This is a genomic window from Thiohalocapsa sp. ML1 (assembly GCF_001469165.1).
Classification (GTDB): domain Bacteria; phylum Pseudomonadota; class Gammaproteobacteria; order Chromatiales; family Chromatiaceae; genus Thiohalocapsa.
This window is the reverse complement of record NZ_JABX01000008.1, coordinates 53,285-69,484: the sequence shown is the minus strand read 5'-3', so window position 1 is coordinate 69,484 and position 16,200 is coordinate 53,285. Positions and strand designations below refer to the sequence as shown.

Genomic DNA, 16,200 nt, shown 5'->3' with positions numbered 1-16,200 from the left:
AGCTTGCGGCTGACGACAACGACTGCGACGACGACGACCACATGACACGACGACGCACCGGACCATCGCTGATCGGCTTCCCGCTGCTTGGGCTCTTGCTGCGCGTGCTCGGCACGACGCTGCTGGTGGCCGTGCTGCTGGTCGGGTTCGTCGTCGGCACGCAGACGGGGCTTCGGCTCGCCGTGGCGCTGGCCGGGGAGGTCGCTCCCGAGATGGTCAGCGTCGGCAGCGTCGAGGGGCGGCTCTTGGGCGAGCTTACGGTCACCGACCTGAGGCTCAACCTGCCAGGCCTCGCGCTCGACGCCGGCCGGCTGCATCTCGCCTGGTCGCCCGGCGCGCTGTTCCGCGGGCGACTGCACGTGGCGGATCTCAGCGCCGCGGACATCGACATCGTCACCACGCCGACGGCGGACGACAAGCCGAAGGAGCCCTTCAAGCTGCCCGAGATCCGCCTGCCCATCGCGGTGGACATCGAGCGGGTGCTGGTGGAGCGCCTGAGCTTCCGCGACCGCGACGCGCCGCCCGAGTCGGCGCTGCGCGTCACCCGCGCGGAGCTGGCCGCAAGCGCCGACGGCAGCCGCGTCGCACTCGAAAAGCTGGACCTGGTGGCCGCGCAGCCGGACGCCGAGGTCCATGCCGCCGGCAGCGTGGAGCTGGTCGGCGACTATCCCGTCGATCTCGGGCTTGATTGGCAGCTCCGACAGCCGCCCGGGCTCGCGCTCACCGGTACCGGGCGCATCGGCGGCGATCTCGCCACGCTCGGCATCGTGCACAAGGTCACCGGCGCCGCGGCGCTGACCCTCGATGCGACCGTGCGCGATCTGCTGGAGAAGCCCGCGTGGGACGCCGAGATCACGCTGACCAGCCTGGACCTGCCCGCCATCGTGCCCGACGCCCCGCCCGTGGACCTGCGCGCGGAGCTCAAGTCCGCGGGCGACCTCGACCGCGCCACCGTCACCGGCGATCTCGTGGCGAGCGCGCCGGACCTCGCCGACTTCGGCAGCCTCAAGGCGGCGCTCGACCTCACCTGGGCCGAGCAGCGCCTAACACTGAGCCGCGTGCACCTGGACGAGACGGCCAACGACGCGACGCTGGACCTGACCGGGCACATGGACCTCGCCGGCGCGACGCCCCAGTTCGACCTCGAAGGCACGTGGGCCGGCCTGCGCTGGCCGCCGGCCGGCGAGCCTCTGGTGAGCGCGCCGAGCGGCGAGCTCAGCGTTACCGGCGACCTCGACGCCTTCACCTACGGACTCAAGGCCGCCGTCGAGGGGCCGGACATCCCGGCAACGGCGCTGACCCTGAGCGGCACCGGCGATGCCGAATCCACGCGCATCGAGGCGCTGCTGGTGGAGACGCTGGGCGGGCGCATCGAGGCGCGCGGCAACCTCGCCTGGGCGCCGACGCCCACCTGGGACCTCGCCGTGACGGCCGCCGACATCGACCCGGGCCGGCAGTGGCCTGGGCTCGACGGCAGTGTCGCGCTCAAGGCCGACAGCGCGGGTGGGTTGGAGGAGGGTTATAGCCTGGGTGCCAATGTCACCGCCGCGCTCACCGCCTATCCGCCCGTGGTGCTGAACCTTGCGGGCACCGGCGACGCGGAGCAGCTCGCCGTCGACACGCTCAGCATCGAGACCCTGGGCGGCGCCATCGACGGCGTCGGCAAGGTCGCCTGGGTGCCCGGCCTGACCTGGGACCTGCGGCTGATCGCCAACGACCTTGACCCCGGGCGCCAGTATGGCGGGCTCGACGGCCGCGTCGGCTTCGAGCTGACGAGCGCCGGCGGGCTCGACAACGGCTTCGACTATCGTCTGCAGGGCAGCGCCGCGCTCGCGGCCTATCCGCCCGCGGTGGTCGATGTCCGCGGCACCGGCAGCGCCGAGTCCGCCGAGATCGCCGCCCTCGACGTGGCGGTGCTGAACGGGCAGATCGCCGGCAGCGGCAATGTGGCCTGGGCGCCGGCGCTGGGCTGGAACGCGGACCTGACGCTCACCGGGCTCGATCCGGGCACGGTGCTGGCCGATTGGCCGGGGCGGGTCGGCGGGCGCATCAGCAGCCAAGGCCGGCTCGGCGCGGCGGGACCCGAGCTCACCGCGACCATCTCGGACGTAGACGGCGAGCTGCGCGGCTACCCGGTGCGGCTCGCCGCAAACATCGAGATGCAGGGCGAGACCCTGCGGCTCGCCAAGCTCGACGCCGGCTCCGGCACCACCCGGCTCGACGCCACCGGCAGCCTGGTGGGCGAGGCGCTCGACTTCCGCGCCGACTTGGGCTCGCCAGACCTGGCGGCGCTCCTGCCCGGCGCCGCGGGCAGCCTCGATGTCACGGCCAACATCGGCGGCACCCTGGCGCAGCCTCGGCTGCGGCTCACGCTCACCGGCAGCGACATCGCGATGGACGCCCAGGGCATCGAGCAGGTCAGCGGCAGCGCCGACGTCGGCCTCGGGCCGGATGGGGACTTCGATATCGATGTCACGGGCAGCAACCTCATCGTCGGCACGCTGCGCTTCGACGACATAACCGTGGACGGCAGCGGGCGCATGCCGGACCATCGCCTGAACCTGGCGCTGACCGGCGATGCGCTATCGGCGCAGCTCGCGCTCGCCGGCGGCCTCGCCGCCGATGGCGCCTACAAGGGCAGCCTCGGCACGCTCCAGCTCGCCTCCGAGACCTTCGGCACCTGGAGCCTGACCCGACCGGCCGGCATCGCCTACGCCGACGGTGGCGTGCGCGCCGGGCCGCTCTGCCTCGGCAACGGCAAGGGCTCCGGTGCCTGTGCCGGGTTCGAGCAGCCGGCGCCGGGGCGCTTCGAGGTGTCGCTGGATGCGGACCGCATCGAGCTTGCCGTGCTCAACCCGGTGCTGCCGGAGCTGCTGGTGCTGAAGGGCTTCGTGCGCGCCGAGGCGCGCTTTCGCGGCGAGGGCACCGCGCTCACCGGCAACGCGCGCATCACGGTGCCGGAGGGGCAGATCGAGATGGCGCTCGACGAGGCGCGCGATCAGCTCGTCTTCTCCAACACTCGGCTCACCGTCAACGCCGGCGCCGCCGGGCTGACGGCGGACTTCGACCTGCCGCTGGTCGGGCTCGGCGGCGTTGCGGCGCAGGTGTCGCTGCCGGGCTTTGACCTCGCGAGCGGGCCGGCGCAGCCGCTGCGCGGCACCGCACAGGTGCGCTTGGACGGACTTGCGCGCATCTCGAGTCTGCTGCCGGACGTGACGAACGTGACCGGCAACATCGACGGCGATGTGCGCTTGGCCGGCACCGTCGCCGAGCCGGACCTCCGCGGCGAGCTGCGCGTGCGCGGGCTCGGGCTCACCGTGCCGCTCTACGGCACCACCGTGTCCGGCGCCGACCTCACGGTGGCGAGCCGCGGGCCCAACGACCTCGTCATCGACGGCGCCGCCGAGGTCGGCGGCGGGCGCGTCACCATCGACGGCGGCGTGGACCTCGCCGGCGCCACGCCGCAGGCGCGCATCCGGATCTCCGGCAACGATCTCAAGCCCGCCGACAGCCGGGAGTACTTCGTCCGGCTGTCCACGGACATCACCATCGGCGTCGGCCCCGCCGGCGCCGCCGTCACCGGGCAGGTCACGGTGCCGGAGGCGCGCATCAAGCCGCGCACGGTGCCCACCGGCGCCGTGCAGCCGTCGCCGGACGTGGTCATGGAGGCCCCCGACGAGGACCAAGCGGCGCTGCCGCTCAGCATCGACGTGGTGGCGAAGCTCGGCGACGAGGTCTCCATTGATGCCTTCGGGCTGCGCGGCCTGCTGCGCGGCGAGCTGCGCGTGTCGAAGGCGCCGCAAGGACAGATCATCGGCGACGGGCAGTTGCAGATCGTCGACGGCACCTATCGCGTGACGCTGCCGACGCTCGGCGTGCTGACCGCTATCGGCAAGCCGCTGACGATCGAGCAGGGCATCGTCAATTTTGCCAAGACGCCGCTCGACAACCCCGGCCTGGTGCTGAATGCGCAGCGCGAGGGCGGCGACATCACCGCCGGCGTGCAGGTGTTGGGCACGCTCAAGAACCCGAAGCTGTCCTTTTTCTCGGACACCGACCCGAACCTCACCCAAGCCGAGATCACGCAGTACCTGGTGACCGGCATCCCGCCGAAGCGCGATGCGCAGGCAGACCGCCGCGCCATCTCCGTCGGCACCTACGTCGCGCCGAAGCTCTACATGGAATACGAGAGCAACACTGGCGACGCACGCGACAGCGTGAAGATGCGCTACGACCTGTCCAATCGCATTGAGCTGCAGACCGAGACGGGCGACAGCCAGGGCGCGGATATCTTCTTCAAGTTCGAGAACTGAGTGCCGGCGGGTGGCCGCCGCGGCGGTCGCCGACCGGGAGCGGGGGCGTCCCGCCCCCGTCTTCCGGCGTCGGGATCGCCATCGGCACAACCCTCCGCCGGTGCAGCGCTCGCCGCGGAGAAGACGTGTGGAGCCCGATGACGACAACGACCGCGACCGCGTGCGCCGGCCGCCGCCGTTCGGCTTGAACTATGCTGCGCCAGCAGACAACATGCCGCCATCAATCTCTGCCTGCTGCCATGGACCTCGATGCACCGAGCCCCCGCCCACCCGTTCTGGCGCACCGGCCGGCCGCCGCGCGCCGGTCGTCGTGTCAGCCTGGCCGCCCTCGCGGTGGGTGCCGCCCTGGCGCTCGGCTTGGCGACGCTGCACGCCGTCGAGCCCGAGGCGTCGGCGGCGGATGTGATCCGCTTCGACCTGTCCGAGCTGGACGCCCAAGGCCTCATCGGGCCGCCGGATGGCAAGCGATCCGTGGACTACGAATTCTGCATCCCGGTGGGCGAGGGCTTCGCCGCCGAGGTGCAGGCCATCGACGCGACGGCGCGCTTGCAGCCGGGCTCCCGCGGGCGCATCGGCTGCGGGCCGGAGCAGGTGCTGGTGCTCGGCAACACGCACCGGCCGGATTTCGCCTTCGTGCTGCAACGCCTGGCCGAGCTGCCCTATGTCGAACGCATCGAACGGGCCTGGTTCGAATAGCGAGCCGGGCGCCGCGGCGCCGAGCCTCCGGCCTTGGGCGCCGCGGCATTGGCCGGCCGCCATCGCGCTCGGCGGCTTCGGGCTGTTGGCGCGCTTGCCCTTTCCGCTGCTCTGGGCGCTGGGACAGGCGCTTGGCCGCCTGAGCTATTGGGTGCTGCCGGGGCGCCGTGCCGTGGCCCGCACCAATCTCGGCTTCTGCCGGCCGCACCTCGATGCCCGGGCGCGCGAGGCGCTGCTGCGGGCGCACTTCGGCTGGCTCGGCGTCGCCGCCGTCTGCCAGGGGCTGAGCTGGCAGGCGACGCCGGAGCGGCTGCGGCGCATCGTGCGCATCGTGCATCGGGAGCGCATTGATGCGCCCCTTGCCGCCGGCCGGCCCGTCATCGTGCTGGTGCCGCACTTCGTGGGCCTGGAGCTCGGCGGCACGGCGTTTACGGCGCTGGTGCACCCCGGCATGTACATGTATCAGCGCATCCGCAATCCGGTCATCGATGCGCGGGTCAAGTACGGGCGCACCCGCTTCGGCAGCATCCCGGTGGAGCGCCACGATGACCTGCGCGGGCTGATCCGCCAGATCCGCGCCGGTACGCCGTTTTTCTATCTGCCGGACCAGGACGCCGGGCGGCGCGGCCTGTTCGTGCCCTTCTGCGGCGTGGCGGCCGCGACGGTGCCGACCCTTGGGCGCATCGCGCGCCTCGCCGGCGCAACGGTGGTGCCGACCTTCGCGCGCTTCCTGCCGCGGGGGCAGGGGCTGGAGCTCTGCTTTGACCCGCCGCTCGAAGGCTTTCCGAGCGGCGACGAGGCGGCGGACGCGGCGCACATGAACCGCGTCATCGAGGCGCGGCTCGCGAGCATGCCGGCGCAGTATTTCTGGGTGCACCGGCGCTTCAAGACGCGCCCGCCCGGGGCCGCGCCGGTGTATCGGGAGTCGCGCCGCCAGCGCCGCCGGCGCCTCGCGCGCCATGGTCCGGACGAGGTCGGCGCCTAGTGGCCAGGCTGCCGCCGGAACCGGTCTCGCGCCTGCGCCGGCCACGGGACTGGCTCATCGGGCTCACGCTGCTGGCGGGGCTCCTCATCGCTGTCGACCACCGCGTCGGCTGGCCGGCGCTGTTCGCGCCCTGGCGCGACATCCCGGCGCCGCTCCTGGTCGGCGCCTTCGTGCTCACCGCTGCGAGCTACGGGCTCCGGGCGGTGCGGGTCTACGACTATTTCGGCCCGCTGGTGGCCGGGCGCTTCCTCGCCGTGCTGCGGCTCTCCGTGCTGCACAACGCGGCCAACAACCTGCTGCCGATGCGCATCGGCGAGGTGGTGTTCCCGTGGCTGATGCGCCGGTACTTCGGCCACGGCTTTCTCGCCGCCGGTGCGTCGCTGCTGTGGATTCGGGTCATGGACCTGCACTGCCTCGTGCTCGCCGGGCTCGCGGTGGGCTGGCTGTGGTCGCCCGCGTGGTGGTGGCCGCTGCTTGGGGTCTTGTGGCTCGCGCTGGTGCCCGCGGGGCTCGCGGTGCGCCGGTTGGGCTGGGTGGAGCGACTGCCCGCGGGGCGCCCGCGACGGGTGCTGTTGTTCGTGCTCGACGCGGCGCCGGCAGACGCGGCGCTGCTGCTGCGGCTCTATCTGGAGACACTCGCGATCTGGGCGACCAAGCTCACGGCCTTCGTGCTGGTGCTGTCGCACTTTGTGTCGGCGGCCTACTGGCAACTGCTCGCCGGCGTGCTCGGCGCCGAGCTCTCCAGCGTGCTGCCCTTTCACGGCATCGCCGGCGCCGGCTCCTACGAGCTCTCCGGCATGGCGGCGCTGGTGCCGCTGGGCGTCAGCGTCGAGACGGCGCTGGCGGGGGCCGTGAGCCTGCATCTGTTCTTGCTCGGCACGACGCTGCTGCTCGGCGCACTGGCGTTCCTGCTGCCCGCGGGTGGGGCGTCCGGATCGGGGGATTGCGCTGCTCGGGCTTCAGGTCAGCCCTGAAACGCGCCATTCCGTCGTGGACCCGCCGTCGGTCGGCTGATGCCGTTTCGATGTTGACAGCAGGGGGGCGGCGCGCTCCCGGAAATGCGGTTGTGCACAGGTGCGGCACGTGCTCGCCTGGGCGCCGCCGGGCTTTGGGCAACCCCGATGCGGACGGTCGTGAACCTAGCTGAATCAGCAGCTTAGCGTGCTGGTCACTGACGAGACAATCCAGCGCGAAACCAGCGAAAACTGGGGTTTAGCGGTCGCTCCCAAGGTCTATCCACAGGGTTATCCACAGGGCATGTGAGCAGATGCTGAGAATCGATGACGGAAAAATGCCTTGCGGGTTACAGCGAGAATTGGCCGCAGGTTCCGTCGTCAAATCTCTGTTATCTGTGCCTTCTCAAGCTATCGACAAGCACTTGCAGCCGGGGTGCGTAGGGCCGCAGCAGTGGAGCCCGATTTCGCGCTATACTCCGCGTGCTTTATCCCACCCCGAGTGCGACGCGCCCGCGTCAAGCCCGCTTGTCCATCTGCGATTTTTCATCCGCCGGCCGGCGACCGACCGGCTCGGGTGCTGTGTTAACGCCACGTCGCCTGGTGTCCACCAGGGTGTCTTTGTCGTCCCGTTTTCCGGAGCCGCGCAGTGATCGAGAATCTTCGCAACATCGCCATCATCGCCCACGTCGACCATGGCAAGACCACGCTGGTGGACAAGCTCCTGCAGCAGTCCGGAACCCTGGGCGATCGCTTCGGCCCGGTGGAGCGGATCATGGATTCCAATGACCTGGAAAAGGAGCGCGGCATCACGATCCTGTCCAAGAACACGGCGCTCAACGTGTCGCTGGGCGGCACGACCCATCACATCAACATCGTCGACACGCCGGGGCACGCGGACTTCGGCGGCGAGGTGGAGCGGGTACTGTCCATGGTGGACTCCGTGCTGCTGTTGGTGGACGCGCAGGAAGGGCCGATGCCGCAGACGCGCTTCGTCACCGGCAAGGCCTTTCAGCATGGTCTGCGCCCCATCGTCGTCGTCAACAAGATCGACAAGCCGAGTGCGCGCCCGGATTGGGTCATCGATCAGGTGTTCGATCTGTTCGACAAGCTTGGCGCCACCGATGCGCAGTTGGACTTTCCCATTGTCTACGCCTCCGCCATCAACGGCTATGCGGGGCTGGAGGACACGGTCACCGGCGGCGACATGACGCCGCTGTTCGAGGCCATTGTCGAGCACTGCCCGCCGCCGGACGTGGACCCCGACGGCCCCTTCCGCATGCAGGTCTCGACGCTCGACTACAGCAGCTTCGTCGGCGCCATCGCCGTCGGGCGCATCCAACGCGGCTGCGTCAAGCCGAACCAGCAGGTGGTGGTCGTCAAGCGCGACGGCCGCCGCCAGCGTGCCAAGATCGGCTTGGTGTACGGCTACCTCGGCCTCAATCGTTTTGAGGTGAAGGAAGCCGGCGCGGGCGACATCATCGCCATCACCGGCATCGAGGCGCCGAACGTGTCGGACACCCTGTGCCATCCGGATGCCGTGGAGGCGCTGCCGCCGCTGTCGGTGGACGAGCCGACGGTGAGCATGACCTTCCAGGTGAACACCTCGCCCTTCGCCGGGCGCGAGGGCAAGTACCTGACCTCCCGCCAGCTCAAGGACCGCCTGGAGCGGGAGCTGATCCACAACGTCGCGCTGCGGGTGGAGGAGGGCACGGACCCGGAGAAGTTCCGCGTGTCCGGCCGCGGCGAGCTGCACCTGTCCATTCTCATCGAGAACATGCGCCGCGAAGGCTACGAGCTGGCCGTGTCGCGCCCGGAGGTCATCTTCCGGGAGATCGACGGCCAGGTCTGCGAGCCCTACGAGCTGCTCACCGTGGACGTCGAGGAGACGAGCCAGGGCGCCATCATGCAGGCGCTCGGCGAGCGCAAGGGCGAGCTGAAGGACATGGTGCCGGACGGCAACGGGCGCGTGCGGCTCGACTATCAGATCCCCTCGCGCGGCCTGATTGGCTTCCAGACCGAGTTCATGACGCTGACCTCCGGCACCGGCCTCAAGCACCACATCTTCGACCACTACGGCCCGGCCAACCCCGGCGGCATCGCGCCGCGGCGCAACGGCGCCATGATCTCGAACGCCCAGGGCAAGGTGCTCGGCTACGCGCTGTTCAACCTGCAGGAGCGCGGGCGCATGCTGGTCTCGCCGGGCGACGAGGTCTACGAGGGCCAGGTGGTCGGCATCCATTCGCGCGACAACGACCTCGTGGTGAACCCGCTCAAGGCCAAGCAGCTCACCAACATCCGCGCCGCGGGCTCGGATGAAAACATCCTGCTCACGCCGCCCATCCGCTTCAGCCTGGAACAGGCGCTGGAGTTCATCGAGGGCGACGAGCTGGTGGAGGTGACCCCCGGCGGCATTCGCATCCGCAAGCGCTTTCTGAAGGAGCACGAGCGCAAGCGCGCCGGGCGGGGTTAACGGCATCCGGCGCGGCAACCGGCGCGCCAGGGGCCCGCTGCCCGACTGCCGCGCGCAGCTCGGCCGGCGCGCAGCTCGCACCTCTAACCCTCACCCTTACCCTCACTCTCAACCTGTCGGAAACCGGAGGCTACCGAATGAGCGAGACCCAGGCCGACTGCCGGCGCCTGCCCTTCGCGCTCACCGTGCTGCTGGCGGCGGTGCTCATCGGCATCGCCATCTTGTCGCCGCGCACGGCCTTGTTCGGGCTGGATGCAGCCCACTGGTCGCGCACCTTGATCTTCGCCGGGAGCGCGATGCTGGCCCTGGCCTATGTGGATGCCTTCCGCTCGCGTTGCATCCGCGGCTTCATGACCGTCACGCTGCCGCTGCTGGCGCTGCTCTGCGCCCTGCCGCTGGTCGGCACCGATCGCGCCGCCTGGGGGGCAGCCGAGTCGCTCTGGGTCAACGCGGCCATTGTGCTGGTGCTGCTGGTGGTGTTCCTGCACTTTTCGCTGCATACCATGCCGACGCAATGGCGCCATGGGCTCACGCCCGCGCGCAGCGCGCTGTGGGGCATCGCGCTCGCGCTGGCCGGCGCGCTCTACTGGGAGCTCCGCGGCGGCGGTGCGGCGGCGGTGGACAAGACGCTGCCGCTGGTGGCCGATGCCCTGGGCATCCTGGTCGGCGCGGTGCTGTTCTGGCTGCTGATGAGCCATCGGCTGCGGCCCGACACCGCCTGACGTCGCCCGCCGTCGCCGGCGGGCAGCTCCGGCCCGCAGCGGGCCACACCCTTGCGGAAGTCGAGCACGCAGAGCTGCCAGCCGGCCGCCGGCCCGGGACGGCGTCACTGCCGCGTGCGCGCGCTGCCCGGGCAGCGCCGATCAGCCTCGCGGGCGCGCCGGCCCGCTCGCGCTCAGCCGCCCAATTGCCCATCAGGGAATATCTGAGCTAACCTCCCGCGGCCAGCGACCCGGCACCGACCCGCGGAGAAACGATCATGGAGCAGCCAGCACCGGACGCGCCCGAGCGCCCCGCAAGGCCCGGCCCCGCCGACCCCATCCGCATCTTCGTCGCCGCCCCCGGCGACATGGAAGAGGAGGTCGCGCTGGTGTGCCGGGAGGTCAACGCCTACGCCGAGCAGTACGCGGACGTGCTGCCGATCCAGCTCGTCGCCTGGAGCGTGCAGGGCGACGGCATCCCACTGGAATCCCCGCTCAACCCGCAGCAGGCCATCGCCAAGCGCCTGCCGATGCCATCGGCCTGCGACATCGTGCTGGTGCTGTTCGGCAACCGCATGGGCACGCCGCTGGACCCCGCATGGCGCACCAAGCCGGACGGCCGCCCGTACCGCTCCGGCACGGAGTTCGAGTTTCTCGACGCCCATCGGGCCAGCCAGCGACACGGCTGGCCCCTGGTGCTGGTCTACCGCAGCGAGAAGGACTTGGCGGTGCCGCACGATGACGACGCCTTTCGCGCCGTCACAAGCCAGCGCCTGGCCGTCGCCGATCTGTTCGACGAGTTCAAGAACCCCGACGGCTCACAGCGATACGGGCGCAAGCGCCTGCGGACGCTGACCGCGCTGCACGAGCAGTGGCGACACGAAGAGATGCGCTTCCGCGGTCGCGGGCCAGGCGCCTTTGCGATCTGCACCCCAGGGCAGCTTGCTGCCGAAGTTGGGCCATGGCCAGCAGGCAACGAGATTCTGGTAGTCCGTGTCTTCCCCGTAGTGCGCGCCGTCGAGCTCCCGGCAGCGTTTCTGCGACTTCAGGTGCTCGCAATGAAAGCCGACCTCGCGGGGGGCGCTCTCGAGTGTCAGGGGATAACCGGTGTAGGCGCAAATGCCGCCCTGCTCGGCGAAGAGGCTGTCTTCGACGGCGGCGATGGTTGCCGCATCGCGCCGCAGCTCGTCATTAGGTGCAGTCCATGCCGGCCGGCTTGTTGGCGGCGAGCCGCGGCTGGCGCCATTCGGTGAGCCGCGCCGGCGGGGCGCGCTTGATGATCCGCCTCAAGGCTCTGCTTCCTCGTCGTCCTCGATGGCGGCGAGCCGTTCCAGCCGGTCGAGATACGCCGCCAGCTCGGCCAGCTCCGCCGTTTCGCCGTCGAGCAGCTTGCGCCAGCGGGCGATACTGGCATGGGCCGCATCCAGGTCGCCCGCATCCAGGGCATCCTCCACCGCGACCCGCAGCCGCCGCGCCTCCTGGTTCTGTGAGGAGGTGCCCTCGGCCATGACGTGGTCCAGTATCCAGTTGGAGTCCGCGCCGAAGGCAATGTACGGCTGTTCGACGCGGCCGTCGCGCAGCAGCCTGACCTCGTCGCGGTGCAGCTCGCCGATGACCTGCGGGGAATGGCTGGTGCAGACGAATTGGATGGACGGGAAGGCGCGCTTCAGCGCGGTTGCCACCAGACGTTGCCACTTGGGATGCAGGTGCAGATCGAGCTCGTCGATGAGGACGACGCCCGGCGTCTCTATCAGCACGGCGGCACCCAGGTGCGGGTTCAGCGTGGCGGCCCGCGTCGCGATGTCGGCGACCATCGCCAGCATGGAGCGCTGGCCGTCGCTGAGCTGGGTGAAGGGCTGGAGCCCGCGGGGGCCGAAGTCGATGACGACCTGGCCCAGGGCCGCGTCGAAGTCGATGCTCCGGGCGCCCGGCAGGCAGTCGGCGATGGCCTGCTGCACCGCCTTGAAGGCGCCGGTCTGCCGTCCAGCCTGTTGGAAGCTGATCCAGGTCTGGCGGGCGATCCAGCGGACGAAGGCGGTGGGGCTCACGCGCGGGGTCATCGCGTCCGCGTAGCCTTGCAGGCGGGACAGCTTCGTCCGCTCGGTCAAGGCACGCTCGCTGCGGACGATGGCCTGATCCGGTGCCTGGCTGCAGAGGCGGCAGACGCCGTAGTGGGCGATCAGCGGCAGCAGGCCATCGCCCTCGCGAGCCGTTGTGCTGGCCTTGTCCGCGCTCGCCTTGATGGCCTCGGCGTCGCGCGAGGTGGTGCGGCCAGGCCAGCTCTTCAATTCACGGCGCCAAGTCATTGCCTCACCCTGCACCCTTCCCTCGGCCTCCACGGCACAGGGGTAATGCGGCTCCCAGCTCGCGGGCTCGGCGATCCCTTGCCCATCCAACCCGTTGCTGTGACCGCCGAGCGCGGTGAAGCGGACTTCCTCCGGGCGCAGGCTCCGCGAGCGCTGCCCCGGGATGCCGAGTAGCCAGCTCCCGGCCGCCACCGCGAGGCCCTCCAGGATGCTGGTCTTGCCGGAGCCGTTGTCGCCGACAAACAGCGTGAATTGCGGGTGCAGCTCGAAGCTGTCCTGCGGGAAGCACTTGAAGTTGGTCAGGGTCAGGCGGTCGATGCGCATGGGCTGTGCTGGCGAGATTGATGCTTCGGCCGTGACCGGCGTGGTGGGCTCAAAGCCTGCCTTTGAAGACCTTGTCGAGCACGGCGGGGAGGAGGGCGTCGAGCTCGGCTTGGTTGGCGGCTTGGGCGTCTTGGATGGATTGCACCTTGGCGCGAAGCGCGGCGAAGGCGCGCTGCTTGGCGAACGCCGGGACCGGCACCTCGATCCTCGGGAGCATTTTGGCGTTCAAGGTGCGGTTGCGTGCGATAGTGGCGGGCGACGTCTCGACGATCTTCTCGAAGCCTTCTTCAGTCTGGAAGTAGAACCAGAGGAAGTCAGGATCGGCGAGACCGAGTTCGGGTAGGCAGGTGATGAAGCGGTGCACGCCGATGCGACCTTCATCTTCGGGCCGAACGACGGCGATGGCGCCCTCCCAGGCCATGATGTTGCTGAACACGAGGTCGCCCGGGACCATCTGGAACATTTTCTTGTGGCTGATGTCGGCGCCGCCGGATGTCCCTTTGAAGAAGGTGCCCTTGTGAAACGAACGGATGCCAATCTCGTCGTAGCTCTTGTCGGTGTCGATCTCCACCGGCCGCCGCACGATGGGTGCGACCTCGCCGAGGGGGCGATAGGCGGCGCCTTGGACCAGGTGGTGGAAGACGCTGTGGAGCAGGGCCGCAGCGTCGGACTGTATCTCAGCTCGGAGGCGCTTGGCTTCATCGACACGTGCCCACAGGCTGCTCAGCGATTCGGCGATGCGCTGCTGTTCCCGGAGCGGTGGGAGTGGGATGCGGTGCGACAGGAGCTTCTGTGGATGCAGGCGCTCGCGTCTTGCACCAACGCCCGTCGAGAACCGAGCCAAGTCTTGCCAGATCATTGGTCTTCGGAAGTACCAACCCAGGAATTCCGCGGACGTGCGAGCGCTTTCGATCTCGAACGTGGGGAACTCATTGGTAACGAATGCGCCACCGGCGCAGTCCGGCACCAAGGCATAGGCGCCTTCGAATGCCTTCAGCCGGCTGTAGATGAACTGGCGCGCTCCTACCCTGAACAGGTAGTCGGCACCGAAAGTCGAGCCATCAATCGGCTCCTTCTCGAACACCCCGCGCCCGAAGCTGTAGAGCCCGATGTTCGGATAGATCCTGCCCGCCTCCACCGGGTGCCGGTCGCTGACTTGTGTCAGCAGCTCGCCGAGCGGGACCAGCGGCCAATCGGTCATGCGGCCGAGACCGCCGCGATCTCGCCCTTGATCTCTTCCAGGATCTCCAAAACCCGCCGCTCCTTGCGCTCGATCTCGGCAATCAGCTCCGCCGGGTCACGATGCTCCATCGCCTCGCGCGCATGCGGGTTCTTGCGGTCCAGATTCACCGCCAGCAGCCGCCCGTCGCCGTCGTAGCGCAGCACGTCCTCCGCGCTGACCCGCCAGGCGTGCTCGTTCTCCTGCCGGTGGTGCCACCAGGCGAGACAGCCTTCGAGGTCCGCGTCCTGCAACGGCTTGGTCTTGGTGAGCTTGCGCCGGCCCTCGGGCAGCGGGATCTGGAAGTACCAGATGTCGCGCGTCGGCCCGGAGCGGTCGAAGAAGATGAGGTTGGACGGGATGTCGGTGTAGGGCGCAAAGACGCCCTCGGGCAGGCGCACGATGGTGTGCAGGTTGTAGTGCTTGAGAAGGTCTTCTTTGATGCGGGCGCAGACGCCGTCGCCGAACAGGGTGCCGTTGGGCACGACGACGCCGGCGCGCCCGCCGCGGTCGTTGCCGGTGCCGGGGCGCTTTAGGCGGCGCATGATGAGCTGGAGGAACAGGAGCGCGGTCTCGGCCGTGCGGCGGTCCTGCGGGAAGTTGCCGAGGATGCCGCGCTCCTCTTCGCCGCCGAAGGGCGGGTTGGTGAGGATGCAGTCCACGCGCTCGCGGTCGGTGAGGTCGCGCAGCGGCGTGCGCAGGCTGTTGCCGGGGTCGATGCGCGGGTAGTCGAGCCCGTGCAGCAGCAGGTTCATCTGTGCGAGCAGGTAGGGCAGGGACTTGGGCTCCCCGCCCTGGAGGCTCGCGCCTTGCAGCGTGCGGCGGTCCTCGACGGTCCGGCACTGCGCGGCGAGGTGGGCGAGGGCCTCCACCAGGAAGCCGCCTGTGCCGCAGGCGGGGTCGAGCACGGTCTCGCCCAGGCGCGGGTCCATCACGCGGACCATGAAGCGCACCACGGGTCGCGGCGTGTAGAACTCGCCGGAGTCGCCGGCGGCGTCGCGCATCTCCTTGAGCAGGCTCTCGTAGAGGCGGCTCAGCGTGTGCATCTCCTCGGATGCGTTGAAATGGATGCCGTCGATGAGGTTGATGACGTCGCGCAGCAGGTAGCCGTCGGCCATGCGGTTCTGCATGCCGCGGAAGACGGTGGCGATGACGTCGCGGCGGTCGGCGCCGTCGGCGCTCTGGAGCCCGCGCAGGTAAAAGAACAGGCCCGCGCCGCGCTTGCCGTCGGCGCGCATGGCCTCGTCGTTGTTGACGAAGGCGATGAGGTCATCACCCGTGAGGCCGCCGTCGGCGCCGGCCCAGTCGCGCCAACGGTAGGGCGGGGCGATGTCGGGGCGGAAGGGCCGGCCCGCGAGCTGCGCCTCGGTCTCGCGCAGCCGCTCCATGTCGTCCAGAAACTTGAGGAACATGACCCAGGTGAGCATGGGCAGGCGGTCCAGCTCGCCGTTCAGGCCCTTGTCTTTGCGCATGATGTTGCGCGCGGACTTGATGATGGCCGCGAGCTGCTGGGCGGTGGTTTGGGGCTTAGCGGGGTTTGCTTTGCTCGGCATGGGGTTGTGCGGTTGGGGGCTGGCGGGTCACGAAGCGCTCCAGGGCGGCATCGAAGGTGACGACGGGCAGGTTCATGGCTTCGGCGCGGGCGGCCAGCAGCGCGTCGGCGAAGCCGAGGCTCGTTGTGCCGTAGACCGCGAGCGCGCGCCGCAGGACGGGCACGTCGGGGCCGGTGATGCCGCGGTAGCCGAGCAGTCCGTCGAGCTTGTCCGCGATCTCGGGCCGCGGCACCCGATACAGGCGCTGCATGACGTAGACGCATTCGGCAAGCACGGACTCGAGCACGACGACATGCCGGTCCCCGATGCGTACGTCGTCGAGCAGCGCCTTGGCCCGCCGGTGCAGCGCTGCGTGATCGGCGAGCAGGTAGCGGAGGATGACGTTGGCGTCAATCAGCCCGGGTTTGGGCCGGCTCGTGTCGGGCACGCATCTCGGCCTCCCAGGCCGCGTCGGATTCGTCGGGGTGTGGGGCGGGCTCGGCGTAGCGCGCCAGGCTGGCGGCCAGGTCCGGTACCGGCTCCAGGCGGATGCTGCCGTCGTCGTCGATCAGCACCCGCACGACATCGGAGCCCAAGGCGTCGCGTGCGCGCTTGGGCAAGGTCACCTGGCCCTTGCTGGAGATTCGGGCGGTTTTCTCGAAGGCGATCATGGGCGCGGCTCGGTTGCTTTACCTTCT

Annotated in this window: 12 protein-coding genes; 7 read left to right on the top strand and 5 right to left on the bottom strand. The window is 69.9% G+C overall.

The genetic code is table 11. The features are described from left to right. Positions 1-41: 41 nt before the first annotated feature. The 7 genes from ML01_RS06900 (at position 42) to ML01_RS06870 (ending at position 11,374) form a co-directional block, all read left to right on the top strand. A complete protein-coding gene (locus tag ML01_RS06900) occupies positions 42-4,313 on the top strand; it encodes a translocation/assembly module TamB domain-containing protein (RefSeq protein WP_058554665.1) in 4,272 nt (1,423 codons plus the stop codon). A 249-nt stretch (positions 4,314-4,562) separates the two neighbouring features. Further along, positions 4,563-5,009: a hypothetical protein gene (locus ML01_RS06895; protein ID WP_216819120.1), complete on the top strand. Its 447-nt coding sequence runs from the start codon at positions 4,563-4,565 to the stop codon at positions 5,007-5,009. Further along, the gene (locus tag ML01_RS06890) at positions 4,975-5,994 is read left to right on the top strand and encodes a lysophospholipid acyltransferase family protein (protein ID WP_058554664.1); all 1,020 of its coding nucleotides are present in this window, start codon (positions 4,975-4,977) and stop codon (positions 5,992-5,994) included. The genes ML01_RS06895 and ML01_RS06890 overlap by 35 nt, the downstream gene beginning before the upstream one ends. Continuing rightward, on the top strand, positions 5,994-6,968 hold the full coding sequence (locus tag ML01_RS06885; RefSeq protein ID WP_058554663.1) for a lysylphosphatidylglycerol synthase transmembrane domain-containing protein: 975 nt from the start codon (positions 5,994-5,996) through the stop codon (positions 6,966-6,968). The genes ML01_RS06890 and ML01_RS06885 overlap by 1 nt, the downstream gene beginning before the upstream one ends. Positions 6,969-7,596: 628 nt before the next feature. Continuing rightward, positions 7,597-9,420 (top strand): translational GTPase TypA, encoded by a 1,824-nt coding sequence (gene typA / locus ML01_RS06880; protein WP_058554662.1) that lies wholly within the window; start codon positions 7,597-7,599, stop codon positions 9,418-9,420. A gap of 137 nt (positions 9,421-9,557) precedes the next feature. Next, positions 9,558-10,142 (top strand): hypothetical protein, encoded by a 585-nt coding sequence (locus tag ML01_RS06875; RefSeq protein WP_058554661.1) that lies wholly within the window; start codon positions 9,558-9,560, stop codon positions 10,140-10,142. A 257-nt stretch (positions 10,143-10,399) separates the two neighbouring features. Beyond that, positions 10,400-11,374 (top strand): hypothetical protein, encoded by a 975-nt coding sequence (locus ML01_RS06870; protein WP_058554660.1) that lies wholly within the window; start codon positions 10,400-10,402, stop codon positions 11,372-11,374. Positions 11,375-11,407: 33 nt separating this feature from the next. Here ML01_RS06870 and ML01_RS06865 read toward each other — a convergent pair whose 3' ends face one another. From ML01_RS06865 to ML01_RS06845, 5 genes are read right to left on the bottom strand one after another with little or no spacing between them, the layout of a single operon-like run. Beyond that, entirely contained in the window at positions 11,408-12,751 is a 1,344-nt protein-coding gene (locus ML01_RS06865; RefSeq protein ID WP_058554659.1) for an AAA family ATPase, read from the bottom strand. 49 nt (positions 12,752-12,800) lie between these two features. After that, positions 12,801-13,952 carry a restriction endonuclease subunit S gene (locus ML01_RS06860; protein WP_058554658.1) on the bottom strand — a complete coding sequence of 384 codons (1,152 nt, stop codon included), beginning with the start codon at positions 13,950-13,952 and terminating at the stop codon, positions 12,801-12,803. Then, complete coding sequence (locus ML01_RS06855; RefSeq protein ID WP_058554657.1) at positions 13,949-15,523, bottom strand: class I SAM-dependent DNA methyltransferase; 1,575 nt, start codon at positions 15,521-15,523, stop codon at positions 13,949-13,951. The genes ML01_RS06860 and ML01_RS06855 overlap by 4 nt, the downstream gene beginning before the upstream one ends. Further along, entirely contained in the window at positions 15,498-15,950 is a 453-nt protein-coding gene (locus tag ML01_RS06850; RefSeq protein WP_058554656.1) for a PIN domain-containing protein, read from the bottom strand. The genes ML01_RS06855 and ML01_RS06850 overlap by 26 nt, the downstream gene beginning before the upstream one ends. Beyond that, the gene (locus ML01_RS06845; RefSeq protein WP_058554655.1) at positions 15,913-16,173 is read right to left on the bottom strand and encodes an AbrB/MazE/SpoVT family DNA-binding domain-containing protein; all 261 of its coding nucleotides are present in this window, start codon (positions 16,171-16,173) and stop codon (positions 15,913-15,915) included. The genes ML01_RS06850 and ML01_RS06845 overlap by 38 nt, the downstream gene beginning before the upstream one ends. Positions 16,174-16,200: the final 27 nt, after the last annotated feature.